Here is a 23,943-nt window from a genome sequence, read left to right as displayed (position 1 = left end):
GATAATAAGTAGATAATAAATACAGGTTTTATGGCTGTTTTCCTGAAGGTAAAGATATAGGCGAATCACATATAGTGACGGAAAGCATTCGTTATATTTCGGGTAAAAATGTTAAATCGGGCATTAACAGACATAAACACCACACTTAAACCGAAGATAATCAACCAAATGCTTACAAGCGTACGAACCCCATGCCGTCAGTTAGGGACGAAGCCGATACCTGACAGTAATTTAAAAGAAGAATACGGATGCTAAATCGTAAGAAATATTACTTCAACTTCTGGTCTTTACAATCCAGCGTGTCAAATTTGAAACGGCCCCTGTCAAAGTCAATTACAGTTCCCTTCTTAAAATACGCCTTTCCGAGGTAAGACTCAATTTCCCCTACACCTAGAAGTAACTTACTGCCATCTTTCAAAAAGGCAAGTGGATTTTTATATAGCGTTTTATTCTCACCCGTCGTAAAAACGTAATTCGCATATAAGGTATCACCTTTAAACTCTCCCTCAAAAGTCCCGTCATTATTCGGTTTTTCCGAAAAATCAATTAACAGTTTGCCCGTGATTTTGCCGTTAGCGCGGCTGTCCAAATTAAGATAGGCTGTATCCGGACCATCGATTGCAATGTAGCACTGGCTGCTTTGAACCGAATCCTGAGCAGATTGGTTACCCGAATTCGATTGCTTGCTATCGTTGCCCGAACCACAACCGTAAACAAGAACTGAAACAATACCCACAATGGCTGACGCGTAATTTTTCATAACCTTCGATTTCATGCTAATTTACAGAACATACTTGATATTCAAAGACATCAAAATTCCACGGCCACCTTTTTACCAGAATAGCTTATAATTTTGTCAAATGAATCATCCCCTTCAAGATTTCGCATCACTTGCCCTTCCCCAACCAAGACAACATTAAACTTTCTAGCCTTAAGCATTCCTGGAAAAGAGCCTTTTCTGCTACCTATAACCAGAGTCCTCCTTGCATTATCCCAATCGAAAGTGATGGTTGAATAAACCCCTTTTTCATAATTATAATTGTCATTCTCATCCTCATAGAGGGTAAATGATCCGTTAGCTCCGGGGTATACGCGTATCTCCAGATTACTCCAGTCCTTTTCTTTCGCGTACTGCACTTTGGGGCCGAGAGGTATTATTGAACCGGATTTCACAAAAAGCGGAATAATATCAATAGGCGCTTTTTTATTTATGTTTCTACCACCAATACTCTTCTCACCTGTCCAGAAGTCGTACCAGCTAGCCCCTTGTGGCAAATAAACTTCTTTACTCTTGATGGTACTGAAATCTTCCTCCGGACTACCTGCTCCCTGAGCGACTTTAATGTACATCGGTTGGGTAACCGGCGCTACCAGAATAGCCTTACCAAACATAAATTGATTATTAATATCCAGCACTTTTTGATCTTCAGCAAAATCCATCATCAATGCCCGCATCATACTCGACTGTCTGGCCGTAACTTCCCAGGATGTAGAATAGATATAGGGCAACAAGCGGTATCTTAAGTGAATAAATTTTTCGATCGCATCAAAGGCCTTGCCTCCCCTGGTACCAAATTGATAGATTTCGCGGGGCGCATCAGCTCCATGAGAGCGCATCATCGGGGTAAATGCCCCAAACTGCAGCCATCTTACATACAGTTCCCGGTATTCCGGATCATTTAGCTTCAAAGGAAATTTAGAAAGAAAAAATCCTCCTATATCGCTATTCCAATAGGGAATTCCGGTTAACGAAAAATTTAGTCCTGCGGATATCTGGTTTTCCAAAGCCTGCCAGGAAGCTGTTACATCTCCCGACCACATGTTAGCACCAAACCGTTGCTGGCCGGCGAAAGCTGAGCGGGTAAGAATAAACACTCTTTTCGCCTCGCTATCTAATTTTTGACGTTCGGCCACACCGCCAACAGTCATCAATGGATACGCATTTCTAACCTTTCTGAATGATCCCAGAAACGTTTTGTTGTCGAAGTCTTCGGGCTTGAAACTTAAATGGTCAGGTTCCGTGGAATCCATCCACCATCCGTCCATCCCCAAAGAAAAGATCCCCTTCTTTAAGTACTTCCAATAAATGTCACGGGCTGCAGGATTATAAGCATCATATACACGTACTCCGGATGGATAATCCATGTTTGGGGGCCAGGTATCTGTCCCGGCCTGAGGCCATGTTTCGAAATTCAAAAGCATATTTTGCTTCTCCATTTCCCTGAAAGGTTTGGTATGGGGTCCGAAAGACGACCATATGGAAATAATCATTTTTGCATTCAGCGCATGTACATCATCCACCATCTTCTTGGGGTTGTAAAATTCACCATTTAGAAATTCCATACCATTCCACAAATAGTTGTTTCCCCAATATTGCCAGTCCTGTATGATGCCGTCTAACGGCACACCCAGCTCACGGTACTTCTTTACTACATCGACCAGCTCGTTCTGGCTTTTATATCGTTCCTTGCTTTGCCAAAAACCGTAAGTCCACAATGGAAACATCGGAGCCTGACCAGTAAGATCTCTCATTTTTGCGATGACTCCGTCAGCATTACCACCATACATGAAATAGTAATCTATGCCCTCCCCTACCTCCGACTGGAAAGAAGTACCACCGGGACCATCTTCAAAGACAGTTGGAGAATAATTATCCCAGAACAGCCCATATCCTTTTACCGATTGAAAGAAGGGAACGTAGTCATCGGTATTGCCCTGAACCATATTTAACTTCAGATTCCGTTGTACCATCCTACCTTGTTGCTGCGAACCTAAACCATATATACTCTCATCCTTTTCCAGATCAAACACCTGTGTCACGCTATATGTCTGACTACCGGCATCATTGAAGGGTTTGAAGGAAGAGCCCGACGCTTTTTCCCTTAATAGCTTTTTTTGCCTCGGGGTTCCATAGGATAACTGACCATTCTTTTGATTGTACGCAACCTGGATATCCGTAGTAGACAATTGCAACTCTTCACCCACCAGCTTCACGCTGAAGGATGTTTTCTCTGGTGTTTTGATCACGGATAAACTTTCTTTCACGATCATTCCCGACTCCGGCGATTTCAAAATCCTCACAATTGACGGAGAGTAGAAACGTATTTCAATCTCACTGGAGCCAAACTTCGTTTTTACTCCAGTGCTAGTCCTTTGGAAGTTCTGGGCATTTGAGAAGTAGCATGTACTGGTGAGGATACATACCAATGCACTTATAAAGCGGTTTATCATTCGGTTTATCTATGGTCGATACAATATAGCTATTTAACTGGATCTACGCCCTTAGTGGTCTGAACTATCTTTTGTATAGTTCCATCTGCGTTATAATACATATAATCTACACAAATGGAACGTCTGTAGCTGCCTCCAGTCGGTAGCACTCCATTATGATAGAAAAAATAAGACTTCCCTTTGTAATCCAGAATGCCGGGGTGGGTTGTAAAGCTATTGGGAACATTTTCCTGAATAATACCTCGGTAGGTCCAGGGGCCTGTCGGACTTGTAGCGGTACAATACTCTATCATTTCAGGCTTAGTGCCGGCGCTGGCATACACCAAGTAATACAGCCCGTTACGTTTATACACCCAGGGACCTTCAATAAAGTTTTTCGGCTTCAATGTAGTAATCGGACCATCCATTTCGATCATGTTCTTCTTCAGTTTTACCCATTTTAAACTTCCGTTACCCCAATACATATACGCCTGACCGTCATCATCAATCAATACAGTCGGGTCGATATCATCCCAGGCATGTGGCAAATCTTTAGTCATCTCATTAATAATAAGAGCCTGTCCGATAGCATCCTTAAACGGACCTGTAGGTCTGTCGGATACCGCTACACCAATAGCCGCCCCCCCTTTGCTTCGTCCGTCATTCTTATGAAAAGTGGAAACAAACCAGTAGAACTTACCGTCGCGTTCAATACACTGTGCCGCATAAGCGTCACCTGTTGCCCAGGAAAATGTTTTAGGAGACAGTAAAGCTCCATGATCTTTCCATGTGACCATATCGGTGGAAGAGAATACATGCCAATCGGGCATCTTATAGTTGGTGTCCTTCACTGATGCTGTATCATGGCTAGTGTATAGGAACACCGTATCATTGTGAACGATCGGCGACGGGTCAGCCGTAAAAATGTGCTTAATGATCGGATTTTGAGCTTTGACGGCGAAGATAACACCAAGGGTCAAAGCGGCCGTGAGAAACGTTGCTTTCATATCAATTTGGTTATAATTAGTATTTCGTTTTTATGTGTCCGGAACTATTGCATATTTTTCTTCATATCCGCTATTCCAGTCTTATGGATACATTTTTACCCTTGTAAGTGATAAGTTTGCCTACAGTATGATTGGTTTCGTCTATCCCGACTCCTTCTTTTACCACAACCACATTGAACACCCGACTCTTCAGACTACCAGCAAAGGTACCCTGAAGTGATCCAATGCTCAGCGACTTGGTTGATTCACTCCATTTAAACGGTATAACCGTATACTTTCCTTTCTCATAATTATAATTGTCACCCTCGTCTTCATACATGTCAAACCGTCCGTCAGCTCCTTTATAAATCCGGATTTCAAGCGTATCAGCAGATTTCTGACCCGTATACTGCATTTGTTTACCAAGCGGAATGATCGAACCACCTTTCACAAAAACAGGAATCTTGTTTTCAGAAGCGTCTGCCCTCAGTGTCTGACCTCCGCTGGACTTTTTGCCAGTCCACAGATCATACCATACAAAGTCCTTTGGCAAGTAGACCTCCCAGGCTAATACACCAGCCTCAGTCACAGGAGCAACTAGCATTGACTTCCCAAACATATACTCGTACCCTTGCTGAACAGCTTTCTGGTCTGTACTGAAGTCCATAACCAGTGGTCTCATTATCGTTGAACCATTCTTTGACACCTGCCATGCAGTGGAATAGATATAAGGCATCAGGCGATAGCGAAGGTTCAACATCTTTCTCATGGCATTCTCTACCTTTTCGCCATATTTCCAGGGCTCGGTCTCCGACTGGTAACCATGTATCCTGAAAACCGGATTAAAAGCACCCCATTGAAACCAACGAACTAAGATGTCATGATACTTCTCATCCGTATACTGAGATTGTCCTGGTCTGAAGAATCCGCCAATATCCGTTGTCCAGTATGGCATTCCTGTCAGGCTGAAATTCAGCCCTGCTACTATTTGCCTCTTAAACGTATCCCAGTTCCAGCCGATATCACCTGACCAGTTAATTGTCCCATAACGCTGTTGACCAGCAAAAGCTGAACGAGTCAGGATTGCAACCCTTTTGCTCGGATCGGTCTTGCGCTGGCCCTCGTAAACAGCTTTGCTGACAAACAAAGGATAAGTCAAACGATAAAAATTACCCAGGCCAAAATAGGTCTTCCTTCCTGCAAGCGCATCATTCTCCGGTTCCGTAGCATCCATCCACCAGGAATCCACTCCCAGACTAAACAGATTATCGTTCAATGCATTCCAATGCATTTTTTGCGTTTCCGGATTATAAATATCAATCCAGGGACTATTGGGTATATAAAGCCCTTTTTCCAGATATGGCTTTGCGATTTCCGACTTCTTGTCAATATTTTCCCATACCGAGACAGATAACCTTGCATTCAGGTCATGCAGTTCGTTGATAAACTTAGCTGGTTCAGGATAATGAGTCTCATCAAACTTTGGCACTCCCCAGCCATATTTTCCCCAATACTGCCAGTCCTGCACAATAACGTCCATCGGAAGGTTCCTCTTTCGAAACTCTTTCACCGTTTCCACCAGGTGTGTACCCGAAGTATAACGCTCGCGGCACTGCCAGAAACCGAAGGCCCACAAGGGGAGCATAGGTACGTTGCCCGTTAAATTGCGGTAGTTTGCTATGATTTCATCTGCATCCTTCCCACAAAAGACCACATAGTCTAACGATTTGGCGTGAGGAGAGCGAAACGTAGTAACATCCTCAGTAGGCTTCCATGAAAACTTGGGGGTGTTCGTTGCCTTACAAACAATCTGAACGGTATGCTCTCCCGCCTTCAGCCTGATCAGCTTCCCGGCAGACGGAGGGAGCCATAAGTTAGACTGATCGATGTGCGCAATTCCATCAATGACCACCAAATGCCGATTATCCATATCCCCCAAATCGAGCATAATGGAATACTCGCCATCTTTGTCAACCCTGAATTTACCATTATAAACTGACTGCTGCTGGGACACCCGCTGCGTTCCCGAAGTTGTTGTTACTTCCACCTCGCCTTTCTCTCCGGAAGAGACCGCACCTTTCTCAAGTGGAACCTGGTTATCTGTGGGATTAAAGTAGGTAAGACCATACTGGTGCCAGAGGAGCCCATAGTTTTTGCTCGAATACAAGAAAGGTATCGCTATCTGGGAGTTTACTTGCGTTAACTTTCTGCTTACATTCCTGAGATTAAAATTCCCGTCCTGGAACTGACCGAGACCAAATAAGCTTTCTCCTTCGGGCGAATTAAAACGCTGTTCTGCAACGAAGCAGCGTTCTCCGAGAACCGTATCAGCAACCAGTTTCCTGCTACCGGCTTTTTCGCTCAGAAAAACGGCACCCAGGTTGTCCATAAATTCCAGGCTTCCACTCTGCTTATTGAACACAACAGTTAGTTTATCCATATTCAACCTCAGTTGAGACGGAGATTCCGAATATTTAAATTTCGGAACAGCAGTTTTACTAATAAGAACGAATTGCTGTTCCTCTCGTATTTCATCCTTTTCCCACTGCACTCTAACTGCCTTTTCAGAAAGCGGAATGAGGTGGAGTATGCCATCCGACAGTTCTATAGAAAGCCTGTCCGCACGAAGCGAATGCTTTTGGTACGCCTGACCCAACGCAACAACGGGAAGAAAAAACAGTAAATATATTAAAGCTCTCATAATCAAAATTCAGTTCATATTCAATTAACTGGCGTCAAAGTGGCTACGAAACCACCACGTCTAAGTAGTCTGACCTCTACAGAATCAGAAGAGTCAACTTCTCCGGATCTGACAGCAAATTCTTTGTCATGCTTACCATCTGCTATCAGGTTAAGTGAGTATGTAGCATCAGGTTTAAGAAAACCCAGGGCAACAGTCTGTTTTTTCTCTTTTATTTCACCGTTGATCCCGCCGATATACCAGATGTCACCTTTCCGTCTGGCTATTATAACGTCTTTGCCTGGAAACCCGCCCAACAGCTTTGTTTCATCCCAGGCTGCTGGAACTGTCTTTAGAAAAGACTTAGCGAAGTCCGGCAGCAGCCGATATCCATCAGGACGGTCGGCCATGTGTTGCAAAGCCGACTCAAACAGGACGCTCAGTGCCAGTTCATGACCATAAGAAGTGATATGCGGAAATTGGGAGTTAGTGAAAGTAACGGGGGTATAATCCATTGCTCCAACAACATTACGTGTAAACGGAAGAATGGTGTTATGCTCCGGTGCCGAGTAGGTAAACTCCGGACCGTTGTTGTACCATTCCGCTCCCCTCACGCCCTCATAGGTCATTAAATGCGGATAGGTTCTTGCCCAGCCACGAGGAACAAGGCAGCCATGAAAATAGACCAGCATCTCGAATTTAGCGGCATCATCCAGAATATCCAGATAGTATTTGATCATATCCTGCTTTTCACTCTCAAAGAAGTCAATCTTCACCCCGGAAAAGCCCATCCTCCTCAATTTAGTGAACTCGGCCACCCGATTCTCATGCGTCAGCATTCTGTCCTTAGGCGTTGAAGGCACCCAGGTATGATCTCCACCTGAATTATACCAGATCAAGGGCTTTACTCCCTTTGATAGGATGTATTTAGCAGCATCTTCAACATTGCCACCATTTGTCATACCATCCCATTCCCAATCCAGCAGAGTATAGGGCCAGGTCATTTCTGCGGCCAGGTCAGCGAAATCTGTTACTATTTTATAATCTTTCGTTCCATGATTGCTCGACCAGTAGTTCCAGGATACGTTGCCCGGCTTGATCCAGTCGGTTTTCTTCAAAAGTGATGGTGTAGAAACATCATCAACAAGAGTTGAAGCTACAATATTTTGCAAACTGCCTATGATAACAACTCTCCAGGGCGACTTCCATGGCAACGAAATCACCGGCTTCGATGCTCCCTGTCCACGCCCATCACCCTGGTCAGGAAAGGTAAGCTTATACTTATGCACATCCGCCGTGTTACTTAATTTCGTCCCACAATAGGTTCGGTCCAGATCTGCCTCGTGCAACAAGTACCAGCAAGACGCATCGCCGGTCTGAAAAAGCGCCGGATAGCACCATTCCCTAACCTGTATAGCACTATCACTCATCACAGTATAAATCCCCTCATTGGCAGGGTTCCACTTTTGCATCCAGCGTTTCGTTTCCTTCGGCACTGTATATGATGTAAGCTCATCCTCTATTACATAATTTCCTCCCTTTCCGGGAAACTCATAACGAAAGGTTATCCCGTCATTGTAAGCGCGGATAATTACATTAATCTTCGCCTTTGCAGGATTTTCAAAAGCAACAACTACTTCATTTGCCGAATTGCTACGCTCGGAACGCTTACCGTGGAGCGCGCTATACTTTTCATGTATCAGCCGTTCATTACTTCTTATAACAAACCTCAGGCCTTTTGAAAAATCCTGATCGCTTCTTTTCAGCCCCAGCGCTATTTCCGGAATCACGTCCGTACTTTTCCCTTCGTTGCTATAGGAGGTCTTCAAAACCCAAAGCACTTGCTTGTCTGTACCTTCTTCGTGTAAACTAACTGCAATCTTCCTGTCTGGTGACTGAACAGTAAGTTTTTGAGCAAAGGATCGCTGAAAGCAGAAGGATAATAAAACCACCATAAAACCAGGAGCAGCCAACCGCAAGGAACGACGATATCTATATATAAAAAGTTGATATTTCATATCTACAGCGATGTTAATTTATATAGCATTACCCCGTGAACCGGAACTTTAACTGAAAGCACCCCGTCTCCGGCCTGTATAGTCGCAACATCCTGCTGCCTCCAAAGATCACGGACCTTTTGTTTACCCGTAATTCCCAGCTTTTGAAAATCACTATAAGAAAGATTAACCTTTTCGAGACCAAAATTGCAGAACCCCACTGCGCGACTGCCGTCCTCAAGCTCCTTAACGTAAATGCGCAGGTCACCGATCGTCTGGGCACAAGTCGCCTGCTTACCGAGCGGATCCTGATTAATCGCAATCACTTCATCATTGGTCAATAAATTCAAGGTGAATGCATCCAGCTTTTCCATGTCGCAGCCAATCAGCAAGGGCGCCGAAAACAAGCTCCAAAGACTAAAATGGAGGTATTGCTCATCTGGCTTAAGCTTACTGGGATGTGGGTCACCCCAACCTACCGTACCTACAACCAACATGTCGGGGTCATTCCAACTTCCGGGTTTAGCCCATGCTGCCGACTGATCCTGGGCCAGAGCGATATTCTTTACACTTGTCCACGTATCGGTAATATCATTCGTAGTGCGCCAGCTTTGGCCACCAACCGTGTTACCCCATTTCCAAACATCAGACATTCCATACTGACATAAGCTGTATACAATATCCCTTGGTTGCGCACGCAGAAGGTCGCCCATAACTTTAAATGGCTTCATCGCGGTTGTAAGTTCACTGCCCCCCTGATAAGATAGCGAACCCACCTTGTAAGGGTCGTTATCCGGCAATCCGTCAATTACTCCACCGTAACTGCACCAGTCATACTTCAAGTAATCGAAACCCCATTTCGCATAGCTCTCCGCGTCTTGCTTTTCAAAGCCATAGCTGCCTGCACATCCACCGCATGTCCAGGGACCTGGACTCGAATAAATCCCAATTTTCAGACCAAGGTCGTGCACATGGTCGGCGAGACCTTTCATATCGGTAAACCGGGCATTTGGCAGAATATTACCTGCCCCATCGCGCAACTTTCCCTGCAACGCAGGGTCTTTAGAATCCCGGTTATTTTGCCAGAAGTCATCGATATTGATGTAAGTCCAGCCATGATTTACAAGACCGCTACTGACCATCGCTTCAGCCGCCCGCTTCACCTTCTCTGCTGAAACCTCACCTGCAAAGCAATTCCAGCTATTCCATCCCATAGGAGGCGTCAGGGCAATCTGCTCTCCACACTCAATGCGGAGCTTTTTTTCCGCAACCCCTTTTGCATTCTTTGCCTTCAAGCCAACAATGTAAGTTCCGGCTTTTGAAAGCTTGCCCGTGATGACACCGGTTTCTGTGTCTATCTGAAGTCCCTCAGGCAATTCGCTTACAGAAAAGGTCATAGGCCTAAGTCCTGTAGCTGGTATTCTAAATTGAAAAGGCGACCCGGGCCGTACACCAAATACTCTTGCACCATTAATCCTGGGCTTAGCGGGAGGCGCCGGTGTTAAGATATAAGGTTCGCTGGGAACAGGGTTAGTCGTCGCAAAAGTCTGAACTCCTGCAGCTTCGAACTTGGCGTCAGCCCAGTTCGCGTGATCATAATAATTTCCGTTACCTCCATCGGCAACCACAAGTTCAACTTTTTGAATACCAGCGAGAGAGACGGAGCAGGCTCTTGCCCTATCACCCAAACGCATCACACCGCTTGACCAAAGTGTTTTCCCGTCTCCGTTTACAATGAATTCAACAGCCGGTTCATGATCCTTCATCTCATCATCCACACCTACCTGTGCGGTAAAGCTCCTCGCTTGTCCATTCAGTTGAATAGTAAGAGAGCTTTCAGCATGTGTTCCAAATCCCCGTTCAAACGTTTTTCCGGCTATGGTCATAATGTTCCCGTCGACCGTTTTATTCCTTTTGGGTACGCCATAGCCCTGTGTAGCCGCACTTAGATCAAGCTGGTCGAGCCACACTGTCTGACTTTTCTGGGCATATACGAGGCCATTAGTAAAGAGCAGCCCCACTATTATTAATGCCAGAACAAGCATAGATCTTTTTCCGATTTCCATTCGATTTTCCCTAACTAAATCTCCACCAATTGAAGTTGAACAGATCAGCACCTTTTACACCTTTGAATACAAAATAGACATCATGTGTGCCGTTTGCTTTACTGATTTTTGCAGTCACGGTTTTCCACCTCTCCAATCCACCCCTGGTCTTCACATCGCAAACTCCCATCAGCTTTCCACCGAGGCTGTCTAAACGAATTTCGATAGATCCACCAGATAAAGACGCCACATTTGCATAAAAAGCCTTTGATCCTCTCTGGAAATTAACACCGCGTACCTTCATGTAATCACCGTCATTGATCTGAGTTACATATATGCCTTCTGCTGAAGAATCTTGTGCGGTCTTTAAGCCTGAAGCCCAGGCAATAGTTTCCGCTTGGTTAACTACATACGGATCAATCGAACCGGTTTCCTCAAGTCCTTCTTCTGTCCACCAGGGCAATTCCTGTATAGTACCATCCGGATTATAGCGTAACTCCGCGACACATACTGAGCGCCTTTCGTGGTGCTTATCCGTGATCATGAAATTTAAGCGGAAGTTAAATCCAAATACATATGACTTCCCTTTATAATCAATGATCCCCGGATGATTGCCCGTGGATTTCTTGTTAGGCGGCATGATATATCCTTTATATTCCCAGGGACCTACAGGGCTGTCGCTCATTGCGTATCCTATCCCCTCCGGACAGCAAGTCGAAGCATACGCCATATAATATTTACCATTTCGTTTATATGCCCAGGGCCCTTCCTGATAGTGAAACGGATCTGGCTGATCTTTCACTTTCGCAAATGAAGCATCCTTTATTATTTCACCCGACAAGGAAATCATATCCTTATTCAGCTTTGCATACCAAAGGTTTGGGTTTCCCCAATATAAGTACGCTTGCCCGTCGTCGTCGATAAATACGCTGGGGTCGATGCTGTCATACTTATCACCTATCAGCGGCTTGCCCAGCGGATCTATAAATGGTCCTAAGGGATTATCCGCTACAAGCACTCCAATTCCTCTTCCCTGAACCGGACAATACATATAAAACTTACCATCACGTTCGATCGTATGAGGAGCCCAGGCTCCATTTTCAAAACCACCCCAACCGGTTATGGCCTTATCGGCCCATTCAAAATTTCTCAGAGAAGCAACTGTACCGCGATCTGTCCAGTTCACCATATCAGTAGAAGTGTAACAAAGCCAGTCGCGCATCAAAAACTTACCCTGCCCTACAGGCGAATTATCTTCATCATGGCTGGTATAAAGAAACACGGTGTCCTTATATACAAGAGGAGCGGGATCTGCAGTATACTTTGTCTGAATTATAGGATTCTGAGTGTACCCTGCGTAAGAATAAAACAGGCAAACGACAAAAACAAAAAGGCGATTTAGCATAAAAAATTTAATTTTTGAATTTCCACCAGTCAAAATTGAACAGAGGACCATCTCCACCTTTGAATACAAAATAGACATCATGAACCCCTTTAACCTTCTTCATCGTCGCTGACGACGTTTTCCACGACTGCATTCCTCCGGTATTTGATACCTCACATCTACCCAGCAAGATCCCGTCAAAACCTCCAAGACGCACTTCTATTGTACCACCGCTCACAGAAGCCACATCCGCCTCAAAGCCCTTGGCCCCTTTCTTAAAGTCGACGCTTCTTACTTTGATATAGTCTCCGTTACTTATATCCGTCACGTATAATCCCCCCGCGTCAACACTGCTCTCCGTTTCAACTCCCACCTCCCAGGCAATGGTTTCCGCCTCCTGACGCTGATAAGGATCCAGAGTACCAACTGGCCGCACACCCTCTACCGTATTTGGTATTCGCGGAATAGTTCCGTCTTCGTTGTAGCTAAATTCTTCAACACACACCGAACGGTTAAAACCGCCTCCTCCGGGAAGTGCACCGTTATGATAGAAGAGATAAGATTTCCCTTTATAATCGATTACACCGGGGTGATTGGTAAAGGCCCCTCCTTTAGTGATAACCGGCATTATGGTATCCCGGTACTTCCAGGGACCGGTAGGACTACTGCTGGTTGAATAGGCCAGGTGCTCAGGCACCCCGCCCGCAGCATAGAGCATGTAGTAAAGATCCTTGCGTTTATAAAACCAGGGAGCTTCCTCGTAAGCGGAAGGCCTCTTGTCTGTATCCTTGTATCGCACATGAAAACCTTCTTTTTCAAGAGGAACTTCAACCACATCTCCCGAATAAGATATCATATCCTCATTCAGCTTTACATACTTCAGATAGGGATTTCCCCAATACAGATAAGCCTGCCCGTCCGTATCAATAAAAACAGATGGATCAATATCTCCATTGCCACTATGAACGAGTGGTTTATCAAGAAGATCGGTAAACGGACCAGTAGGACTATCGGATACCGCGACCCCTATCGACATACCCAGTGTATGATGATTAACCGGCACATAAAAATAAAACTTACCATTTCGCGGAATGCACTGCGCAGCCCAGGCATCTTTCTTTGCCCAACTGAAAGTTTTGAGCGAGAGCGGTGATCCCCGATCGGTCCAGTTCACCATGTCCGTTGACGAGTAACACCTCCAGTCGTTCATGGTGAACCAGGTTGAATTATCCTCGTCGTGACTTGTGTAAAGGTAAACGGTATCGTTGTATACCATCGGTGCCGGGTCGGCCGTATAGATAGTTTGGATAATTGGATTTTGTGCATGTGCAGTAAAGGCCGCAAAAACCACAGCCAGCTGTAGTCCGATTTTCTTAATACCCATCAGTAATTGATTTATAGTAGTAGGCGCTTACACTTGACACTAGTCGAGGCCTACGGTTAGCCAACGGCTGCCAGGCAACCATTTAAAACAAAAATCAACAGAAGAAAGCGAACAGAATGGGACATTTGTCTAAATGAGCAACAAGAATGTTCATTTAAGGCAGGAAAGTACTTCTGAAAACTTGATTGTGCGGCTTAGTTCAATAACGTCCTGAGCTCCGGAGGATTTACTTATTGCTTATAAAACCCGTTGTAACTGTCCTTTGATTTTCATTATTCATAAAGACTTGGTGACTCAAGGTACTTCGTTGGCCGGTTGAAGCTTACATTAATTACGGTATGAGACGGATGCGTCTGTCTGCTTTTTTAATAGCAGTAAGCACAGCAGTCGAGAAAGCGTCCTTAGCAGTACTGTTTGCGCATACAAACGGCAATGTTAATAATAAATAGGAATGCCACTTTTCCGCATAACGGGGAGGCCTTTCGCCCGTGAAGCCGAAGGCCTCCCCGTTATATCTTTAAATGCGCACGAGGCTGTACGAAGCTCTATGAAACATACATCAACTATTGAGTGATATCAATAATCACAGATGCTGCTTCTAAACCATCCGCTTGTGCTTTCACTGTTATTTTTTTATTCGGACCTTTCTGAGCTTTAATAATTGCTATTGCTTTGCCCATAAAAGCTGGATACTGTGATGATGCATAGGGTTCGTGACTGATAATGTTCCCGTTATCGACCCCCTGTATCTTTCCGGGACCAGTAACGCTAAACTTAATCAGGTTGTCAGCATTGGTACATGGAATCCCTTTAGCGTCCACAATGGTTGCCTGGATGACCGATGCGTCGTCCCAGTTAGCTTCCAGGTTATTTTTACTAGCAGACAGTATCAGCTTCGCTGGAGCTCCCGCAGTCTTAAATTCTTCCGACGCGACGTCGACCCCTTTGTTCCTGCCTACGGCTCTAAGTGTTCCTTGCTCAAAGGTAATATCCCACTCGCGGGCTGAATCGTCAGCCGGCTTTGACTTTGTACCCTGCGATTTACCGTTCAGGAAAAGCTCCACCTCATCACAATTACTATATACCTGTATTTTTGCGTTATCATAGGTATCGAAGTCCGTCGGCGTCCAGTTCGCTACCCAGTTTCCTGCTCCCGCGTTATCAGACCTGCGAACGATGCGAACCACTGGCTTAGCCGACCACCAGCTCTGGCGTTGCAGCGCCTGTTGTTTCCAATTATTTGCACGATCGAATAATCCCTGGTTATTAGTTGTTTCCGGCCAGTCTGCTTCACCGAGATAATCAAATCCTGTCCACAGAAACTGACCTGCCATATAAGGCTTATCCCGCAAGGCGAGCCATTGATTTAATACATGCGTATTCTCGGTTCCAATAACTTTCCAATGAGGATTCGCTTCGTGAGCCGCAACAAGTTCATTCTCCCGATAATTTTGCCCCACAACTTCCATCTGCTCTGCGAAGCCGTTAGAATACACCTTCGAAACATTTGGACGAAATAACGCCATCGTCACCGGCCTGGTAGGATCAAACTTCTTCACTACGTCTTCCTGATCCTTGTAACGCTTGTAACCTTCAGGATAAGTAAGCGGATCATGGATTTCATTTCCGATGCTGTAAATCACAATAGAAGGATGATTCCTGTCGCGTAAAACCATATCGCGGGTATCTCGCTCCCACCATTCTCTGAAATAGAGATTATAACCTTTCTCCCCATTATGTTTAGATGCAGTCCAGGTGTCAAACGTCTCATCCATAACCACGAACCCCATACGGTCGCAAAGATCAAGGAACTCCGGGGCTACCGGATTATGAGAGGTTCTGATTCCATTTACACCCACTTCTTTCAGTAGTTTGAAGCGCTCCTCCCAAACAGCTAACGGCACCGCCGCTCCTACCGCACCTGCGTCATGATGCAGGCAAACCCCTTTGATCTTATAATTCTTATCATTTAGCCAGAAGCCGGTAGCGGCATCAAACTTCGACGTTTTTATACCAAAAGTAATGGCCTGATCATCAATAACTGTTGCTCCCGATTTTAGTCTAACAACCGCTTTGTATAAGTTAGGCTGCTCAATATCCCAAAGCTTAGGCTTCGCGACTTCGAGATTTTGAGAAAACTCAAGAGTATCTCCCGCAGCTATGGACTCCTTGGATACAGAACTCTTAACAGCCTTACCACGGTCATCTTGAATAATTGTTTCAACCGTATACTCAGCTGCTTTACCACTTGTATTGACCACCTCAGCCTTAACAACTACAGTACCGCTGGCAGCTGTCGCTTTGGGCGTAGTGATAAAAGTCCCCCACTTTGTAAAGTGGACCGGATTTACGGAGACCAAACGAACATGGCGAAAGATACCCGCACCCTGATAATACCTGGAAGCAGGCTGGATAGTATTATCGGCCTTAACCACCAAAACATTTTTCCGGTCTTTTCCATATTTCAGATGTTTCGTCAGATCATAGGCGAAGCTGATATAGCCGTACGGCCGCTTACCCAAATAAACTCCGTTTATCCAAACTTCACTGTTCATCATCACACCATCGAACTCTATCCAATGCTTTTTCCGGACGCCCGTTTCATCCAGTGTGAAGGTTTTTCTGTACCAGCCGATGCCGGCAGGCAAATACCCACCACCGCGTGCCGTTGGATTGGATTTGTCGTATGGCCCCTCAATACTCCAATCATGCGGCACATCAAGGAGTCTCCATTCCGAGTCATTGAAAGTCGCTTTCTCAGCGCCGGGCATATCCCCTTTGAAGAACCTCCAGCTCTCATCGAAGGATGTTATTTTTCTTGATTGAGCATAAATGACTGTTTGTGATAGTGCCAGGAGCAATACCAGACTGAGTTTTTTCCAATTTAACATGCTGTTCAGTTTTCGATTAGTTGTATTATTCATTATTGATTAGTTTTCTTTAGCGCATTTATACTCGAAATGTGTACCCCTTTCTTTACCAACGGAATCTCTCACACGCTCATCCGTCCCGGCTGCGATGTCGTTGGCGTTGATGACGTGGGGCAGTTGTTTATGTTAAAATATTGTCGATGATGCCAATCTCTTCTTCACTAAAATCAGTATTTTGCAGGGCCATAATCGAATCCACAATTTGTTCAGGCTTACTCGAGCCGATAAGAACTGATGTAACCCTGCTATCTTTGAGCAACCAGGACAAAGCCATGTGCGCCAACTTTTGTCCCCTTTGACTTGCCAATACGTTGAGCTTGGCGATCTTTTCGATTTTATCAGGCGTGATATGACTTTCGTTAAGAAACTTCCCGCTGGTTGCCACCCTGGAATCGACCGGTATCCCCTGCAAATATTTGTCTGTAAGCAAGCCCTGGGCAAGCGGCGAAAAAGGGATGCAACCTACGCCTTCCTGCTCAAGCAAATGAAGTAAACCATCTTCAACCCAGCGTTCAAACATAGAATACTTTGGCTGATGAATGAGACATGGTGTACCAAGTCCCTTCAATATTTTCAATGCTTTCGCCGCTTCCTCCGGCCGGTAGTTCGATATCCCTATGTACAATGCTTTTCCCTGACGGACAATCAAATCCAGAGCCGACATGGTTTCTTCCAGAGGAGTTTCAGGATCGGGACGATGATGATAAAAAATATCGACATAGTCCAGCTTCATACGCTTTAAACTCTGATCAAGACTAGCGGTAAGGTACTTTTTTGATCCCCAGTTTCCATAAGGCCCCTCCCACATATCATAACCTGCCTTAGTAGAAATGATCAGTTCATCTCTGTAAGGCCGGAAGTCCAGATCCAGTAACCTGCCAAAGTTACTCTCAGCCGATCCATACGGGGGGCCGTAATTATTCGCTAAATCAAAATGAGTAATCCCATGATCGAACGCAGTCTTTAAAAGGTTCCGCGCATTTTCAAAATTGTTGACATAACCGAAATTATGCCATAGACCAAGCGAAAACGCTGATAGTTTTAATCCTGAATTTCCGCACCTGCGGTACTCCATTCGCTCGTAGCGATTTGCTGCAGCTATATAAGTCATATAATATATTTACCAGTATAATGTATAAAGTGCGGTTAGTATTCCGGTTATGCTCCTAGATAAAGGATGGAGGTAAGATTCACCAGAACCTATAGCAGTAACCAAAATACAGCCATAATCATACTTACTGTACCGTTGTAACGCTGGTTAAGGAACTGCGGCTTTGTATAAATTTTATTTTTGAGATATACCGGTATGAAGAAAATAGCCACTAAAATCAGCGTAGCAGACGCTATCCATTCATAGCTTGCTATGGCGAGGCCCATTTTAAATCCCGACCCGCTCATTCCTATAAACTGTTCCGCAGAAATATTCGATGCAATAAGGGACGCCCCTATTGCCCACCAGGTCAATGAACCTTCTGCAAGAAAGTATTCTTTTGAATCCTGACCGACAGTTTTTTTCCGGCGGTAAATCCACCGGCCGTAGATGGCGATGATCAGGAAGTAAAATCAAAAACACAAGATAATCCGCAACGGACAAATGTTTCATCATAATCGGTTTAATTGGCAATCTCAGTTTATTTCCAGTAAGATCCCGTAATCGATTACGTAGAACCGGAAAAAAATAGTATTTATCTTCTTTTAGATGACTCCCTGATCACTAACACAGGTTCGAGCACTTTTCTATGTACCCGTTGATTTACCTGGCCATTGTTGATCAACTTATGAATAAGCTCAAATGCTTCCTCTCCCATCGCTACAGTTTGCTGATCTACAGTAGATAACGATGGGGATATATGTTCACTGAACAGATCATTACAGAAGCCTATCACCCCAAAATCCTCTGGTACATTTACTCCCATCTCCTTCAACTCCTTAAGTGCCCCAAGAGCGGTGAAGTCTTCCACCGCACAGACAGCATCAGGCTTCCTATTGAGTTTAAAAAACTCCTTGATGGCATTTTTTCCCGCCTCGATACTGATATCCCCGGGGTAAATAAACGCAGGATCAAAATCAATACCGTAGTGTTCTAGCGCATCTTTATATCCCCGCACACGTTCCGAAAAAGTTTTGATGTGCAAGGGACCCGAAATATAAGCAATGCTTTTATATCCTTCTTTGACTAAGCTTTCAACAGCCAGAAAGGCGCCCCGGTAATCGTCAATGCAAACTGAAGATATTCCCAAACTGTCATTGAAGCGGTCAAAAAAAGCAATAGGAACATTCTTTTCTTTAACATAGCTGAAGTGTGAAAAATCTTTGGTGTCTTTAGCAATTGAAGCAAGTATTCCATCAACGCGCGCACTTAGAAACGCGTTAATGCCCTTCTTCTCAAATTGTTCTGATTCATTCGATTGGTAAATCAACACTTCATATCCGTTCATACTGGCGGCATTGGAAATGCCATGAATCACAGAACCGAAAAAAATATGTTCAGCTGTAGGAATAAGCACCCCGATAATATTTGTCTTTCCCGACCGCAGCGAAGACGCAACCTTGTTCGGATTATAATCGAGCCTTATGGCAGCCTGTCGCACTATTTCTTTTGTAGCAGCGCTAATTTCGCGATGATCACTTAAAGCGCGTGAAACCGTCGCCGCAGTAATGTTCAGCTCTTTTGCAATATCATTGATGGTTACCGGTTTTTTCATCGTCGTAATCGTTTACGAACATAATAATAAAAAATTTGCTAAACAATATTTAGGTAAACGCTTTTCAGTTAGAAGAAGTAAAGACCATTCGGCTTCCTGCATAATTAAAACCCTCATACCAAGATAGCCATTCAATGAGTTGTTGTTTGCGCGTGAAAAGAGCGAAGACCTGAGATTTCTCTCAGGCCTTCGCTCATCTAAACGGGCATCCGTCCTTACTTACTGTATCCCGGATTCTGCACCAATGACTCACCTGACTTATTGTTAAGCTGAATATCCTGTAACGGAATAGGCAACAAAACATTAAAGTCCTGGAAACCGGTAATGATCTTTTCTGCAGGGCCAGCGTCGCCGTTCTTAGCAATCCTGTCTTTTAGTTTATTTGTGCGGACAAGGGTCATACGACGGTTCTCTTCTGAAATAAGTTCACGTGCACGTTCATCAAGGATAAAATCGATATTAATATCGCCGGCAGTCACTCTTCCAAGATTGGGATTAGCCTGAGCCGTCCTGGCGAGCTTAAAGGCTCTGTCGCGCAAAACATTAATATCTTCAGCTGCCCCACTTAGATTATTCTGACGGAAGCGGGCTTCAGCACGCAATAAATACGTTTCACCAAACCGCATCACAGGATAATCTTTAACCAACGCAAAACCAAAGTCATCTGCAGGATCATACCCCCCCCATTTGGTCGGAAAGGGATACCAGTTTTGCAGGCTGTCTGCTTCAAACGGTATTACCTTATCACCAGTTCTAATCGTCCTTGTGCTCACCGCAAGAGGAGAGTTCGCTGCAACGCGAAATCCCTTTGCGTCAATGCCAATAACCGTACTAACGCCTGGCTTATTATAGTTGGTGGTCCTACGGATATTATAATTACTATTACGGATATCTCCCTGCAGCCCCTGCCATACCGTATATTTCATAAAGTTGCTTAATCGAAGACGTCCGTTTCCCCGACCACCTAAAGAATCAGCGTTTACCATCTCGGCCCAGTTATGATACGACGGTTGCCAGATACGACGATGCTGAGGGTTGTCAATTGTTCCGTTAGGCACATTCCGGTTATATTCCATTTCGAAAGTCCAGATGGCCTCCGTATTCCCCTGATTACGCCGTTGATTTCCATACCGGAACATGTCACGATAATAGTCGCCACCCTCTCCGGTAAACCGGCCATACCTCGCTTCAATCAGCTTATACTTTCCTCCGTTAATGATATCGGTAGCGGCTTGCTCGGCTTTAGCGAAAAATGCATTGTCTCTCATTCCAATTCGCAGATAAGCCTCAGCGGCCAATTGCCGGGCCATATCCTTATTCGTGCGGCTCTGATAAACACTGGGCTGGTCAACATCAGGAAGATTAGCAATGGCATATACCAGATCTTCATCAATCACCCGATCGACTTCGGCGACTGATTGCCGGGTGAAGTCAAACGTCGGAACAGAGATGGGCTCTGTCAGTAGGGGCACATCTCCCCATAAGGTTACTAGCGTATTATAAGCGTAGGCCCTAAAAAACCTTGCTTCCGCATTCGCTGCTGTATTATTCTCACCGGTTGCGGCAATGATGATGTTCGCATTATTGATAAAGTCATAGCAGCGCTGCCACATCACTCTCACGGCTCCGTTTTCCGGATTAAGAGTAGCATACTGATAGAAAGGATTTTCCACCCCCTGCGTGGAACCCGCACTGGCAATGTCTGTACCGATGTGCCACGCAGCTACAAAACCCTGTTCACTGCTATAGCCCCAAAGTTCCGCATATGTACGATGTAAACCTACAAGCTGAGCCTCGATGGTGGAGGCGCTTAATCCCGACAGGCTATATTGTGAATAAGGTTTTTCCTCAAGAAAATCATCCTTGCAAGATGCCACTGTCAACGCTGTGACACCAAGGATAGCGTATATATATTTAGGATATTTCATCTTCTGTGATTTAAGTTAAAAGGTGATGTTGGCGCCAAAAACAAAGCTTCTTACCATTGGGTAATTGATGTCTGCATTTTCAGATCCGCGCGTTATATCGCGTGATTCGGGATCCCATCCTACCCAGTTTGTCCAGGTATACAGATTACGACCACTGGCATAGACCTGCACGCTTCCAATACCGATCTTACTCATTACGGCCCCAGGTAGCGTATAGCTTAGCGTAACATCTTTCAGCCGGGTAAAACTTGCATCTGACGGAAATCCGTATCCATAGCGGTTTGAGTTATTACCAAGTGAACGGAACTCATTGCTTTTATTTTCCGGTGTCCAGTAACCGATTATACGCGGAGAATTTCGACGGCCCGTCTCATCACCTGCCACTCTCAGCTGACTGTTTTCTCTCAAATGGCCCTGAACGGTGTTGATGAAGATATTTAAAGAAAGATTTTTGTAAGTAAATGTATTCGTTAAACCTCCTGTCCATTTTGGGGCAGTTTGTCCAAGAATGGACCGGTCGTTATTATCAATTTTACCGTCTCCACTAAGATCAGCCAGTTTCACGTCACCTGCCCGGGCATTCGCATCCCAGGTGGTATGTACACCCGCAGCAATCTTGTCTTCCTGCCAAATGCCTACTTTCGTATAGTCATAGATCACACCTATAGGCTGGCCGATAAACCAGCGGTTTCCTTCATCACTCTGACCATTTCCATAGAGATTAGTAATCTTGTTTTTATTGGTTGCAAAAACTATTGCACTTGACCAGGTGAAATTCTCTTTAACGATATTCCTGGTATTTAACGTTACGTCAACACCGGTGTTCGACACTTCGCCAAGATTCGAAAAAACGCGTTCATAACCTGTCAATCTTGGCAGGCTTTGCTGCAACAGCAAGTCGAAAGTGTTCGACTTATAAAAATCTACAGTTCCGCTTATGCGGTTATTCCATAATCCAAAGTCAAGCCCGGTGTTAAAGGAGCGGTTCTTTTCCCATTCCAGCGTTGGATTTCCCATCAATGCCCTGACATCGAGGGCTGTTCTAGATTGTCCACCCATCGCGAGACCATTCGTGTTCAACAGCGATAAGGATTGGTAGATTCCAATGGCTTCGTTTCCGGCAAGGCCATAAGACACACGAAGTTTAAGACTATTCAAAACATCTTTTATTGGTTTCATAAAAGATTCATTATGCATGTTCCAGGCGAGTGCTCCAGCGGGGAATACCCCATACTTTTTATTGGCACCGAACACTGAAGATCCGTCACGGCGTACGGTAAACGTTGCCAGATATCTACTGTCATAGCCGTAATTCAGACGACCCATCTGCGAAAGAGTGTTGTATTTATCAGCTACAGATGATGCAATCTGGGTGGTGGCTCCCCCGAGGTTACCCCAACCCAAGTCATCATTCGGAAAAATCTGGCCTTCTGCAAATGCCTCTTGCCAATATTTTTGCTTGGCAGAGTACAAGCCGGTAAAATCCAGGTGATGTTTACCGAAATCCTTGTTATAGGTAAGGATATTTTCAATAGTATAACTTTGCGACTCGGTGTTGGTTATTCTACCCCGACCATTCACATTATACACTGTTTCGCCTTCATAATAGTTTTCACGTCTAGGCACGAAAGTATATCCCGCATTCAACCTAAACTTTAATCCTTCTAGAGACTTCGCCAGCTCCCCAAAGTTAAGCTCGCCATAGCCATTTAGCGTCATATTAAATTGGCGCCTCTCTGGATTAATGGTAGTTGGCAGCAGGGGATTGGTCCACAATTGCTCTCCTCGCATTGGAAACTGCGTAAGCCTGCCGTCCGCTTCGTACATTCTCGCAAAGGGGCTCATTGCCGTAGCATTCAATAAGTGAGCACGACCGCCATCCCGGTTATGAGAAACAATAAAAGAAGAAGTTCCAACAGTAAGATACTTAGTAGGTTTAACATCTGTATTAGCACGGAACGAATAACGTTTGTAATCATATCCCAGCACTACACCCTTCTGCGTCATGTAATCGCCCGACACATAATACTTGGCGTATTCATTACCCCCGCTCATGCTTAGGTTATGATTCTGATTAACACCCGTTTGCATAACGGCGTCAAGCCAATCGATGGAAACTCCGTTCTGGTAGTTTTCAAACTCATATTCATTTCTAACAGGCCCGCCGTTAAACAGGGGAGCCTGATTGATTCGCGCATACTCAGCGTATCTGGCTAACATCTCATCAGGAGTGGCACCTTCCAGCACGTCGGTAGCATTCTCCACACCTCCGTAACCACTATAGCGGATTGTCGGTTTACCCGTCGTACCTCGTTTAGTCGTGATCAGAATAACGCCGTTTGACCCGTTCACCCCGTAAATAGCCACTGCCGAAGGATCCTTCAGGATCTCCACAGATTCGATATCATTTGGATTGATGTCATTAATACTTCCATCAGTTTTTGTTAACGGAATTCCGTCCACTACAACAAACGGCTCTGAAGAAGCATTGATGGAGCTTCTGCCACGTATCTGAACAGATGGTGCATCACCAGGGATAGAGGACGCCTGGTTTACCGTTACGTTCGCAACTGCTCCCTGAATAGCCTGCATAACATTATTAACAGGTAGTTTGGAGAGACGTTCCTTGGATACTGACGCAACCGATCCCGTAATATCCGACCTCTTCTGCGTACCATAACCCACCACTACAAC

General features: G+C 44.9%; 13 protein-coding genes and 1 pseudogene. All 14 read right to left on the bottom strand.

Translation table 11 applies throughout. The features are described 5' to 3' along the window. Positions 1 to 268: 268 nt before the first annotated feature. Positions 269 to 760, bottom strand: a complete 492-nt coding sequence (locus ACKI5J_RS05855) for a hypothetical protein (RefSeq protein ID WP_407427469.1) — start codon at positions 758 to 760, stop codon at positions 269 to 271. A gap of 50 nt (positions 761 to 810) precedes the next feature. Further along, the gene (locus ACKI5J_RS05850) at positions 811 to 3,231 is read right to left on the bottom strand and encodes a TIM-barrel domain-containing protein (protein ID WP_407427467.1); all 2,421 of its coding nucleotides are present in this window, start codon (positions 3,229 to 3,231) and stop codon (positions 811 to 813) included. A 29-nt stretch (positions 3,232 to 3,260) separates the two neighbouring features. After that, a complete protein-coding gene (locus ACKI5J_RS05845) occupies positions 3,261 to 4,217 on the bottom strand; it encodes a glycoside hydrolase family 43 protein (RefSeq protein ID WP_407427465.1) in 957 nt (318 codons plus the stop codon). Positions 4,218 to 4,287: 70 nt separating this feature from the next. Then, entirely contained in the window at positions 4,288 to 6,897 is a 2,610-nt protein-coding gene (locus ACKI5J_RS05840) for a TIM-barrel domain-containing protein (RefSeq protein WP_407427463.1), read from the bottom strand. Between the two features lie 20 nt (positions 6,898 to 6,917). Beyond that, complete coding sequence (locus ACKI5J_RS05835) at positions 6,918 to 8,894, bottom strand: glycoside hydrolase family 97 catalytic domain-containing protein (RefSeq protein ID WP_407427461.1); 1,977 nt, start codon at positions 8,892 to 8,894, stop codon at positions 6,918 to 6,920. Between the two features lie 2 nt (positions 8,895 to 8,896). Continuing rightward, positions 8,897 to 10,939 carry an NPCBM/NEW2 domain-containing protein gene (locus tag ACKI5J_RS05830; protein WP_407427459.1) on the bottom strand — a complete coding sequence of 681 codons (2,043 nt, stop codon included), beginning with the start codon at positions 10,937 to 10,939 and terminating at the stop codon, positions 8,897 to 8,899. 10 nt (positions 10,940 to 10,949) lie between these two features. Then, complete coding sequence (locus tag ACKI5J_RS05825; protein ID WP_407427457.1) at positions 10,950 to 12,323, bottom strand: glycoside hydrolase family 43 protein; 1,374 nt, start codon at positions 12,321 to 12,323, stop codon at positions 10,950 to 10,952. A gap of 7 nt (positions 12,324 to 12,330) precedes the next feature. After that, positions 12,331 to 13,686, bottom strand: coding sequence for a glycoside hydrolase family 43 protein (locus ACKI5J_RS05820; RefSeq protein WP_407427455.1), 1,356 nt, complete (start codon positions 13,684 to 13,686; stop codon positions 12,331 to 12,333). Between the two features lie 563 nt (positions 13,687 to 14,249). Beyond that, positions 14,250 to 16,577, bottom strand: coding sequence for a glycoside hydrolase family 2 TIM barrel-domain containing protein (locus ACKI5J_RS05815; protein ID WP_407427453.1), 2,328 nt, complete (start codon positions 16,575 to 16,577; stop codon positions 14,250 to 14,252). Between the two features lie 160 nt (positions 16,578 to 16,737). Beyond that, positions 16,738 to 17,727 carry an L-glyceraldehyde 3-phosphate reductase gene (gene mgrA, locus ACKI5J_RS05810; protein ID WP_407427451.1) on the bottom strand — a complete coding sequence of 330 codons (990 nt, stop codon included), beginning with the start codon at positions 17,725 to 17,727 and terminating at the stop codon, positions 16,738 to 16,740. A 92-nt stretch (positions 17,728 to 17,819) separates the two neighbouring features. Next, positions 17,820 to 18,219 (bottom strand): annotated as a pseudogene (locus ACKI5J_RS05805) (sodium:solute symporter family transporter); the annotation flags it as partial. 82 nt (positions 18,220 to 18,301) lie between these two features. Beyond that, complete coding sequence (locus ACKI5J_RS05800) at positions 18,302 to 19,321, bottom strand: LacI family DNA-binding transcriptional regulator (RefSeq protein WP_407427449.1); 1,020 nt, start codon at positions 19,319 to 19,321, stop codon at positions 18,302 to 18,304. Between the two features lie 215 nt (positions 19,322 to 19,536). Next, positions 19,537 to 21,249: a RagB/SusD family nutrient uptake outer membrane protein gene (locus ACKI5J_RS05795; protein WP_407427447.1), complete on the bottom strand. Its 1,713-nt coding sequence runs from the start codon at positions 21,247 to 21,249 to the stop codon at positions 19,537 to 19,539. A 15-nt stretch (positions 21,250 to 21,264) separates the two neighbouring features. After that, the coding region (locus tag ACKI5J_RS05790; protein WP_407427445.1) for a SusC/RagA family TonB-linked outer membrane protein at positions 21,265 to 23,943 on the bottom strand (2,679 nt) is incomplete at its 5' end.

The sequence above is a fragment of the Arcticibacter sp. genome (assembly GCF_045629565.1).
Lineage (GTDB): Bacteria > Bacteroidota > Bacteroidia > Sphingobacteriales > Sphingobacteriaceae > Arcticibacter.
This window is presented reverse-complemented; position numbering and strand designations above follow the sequence as displayed.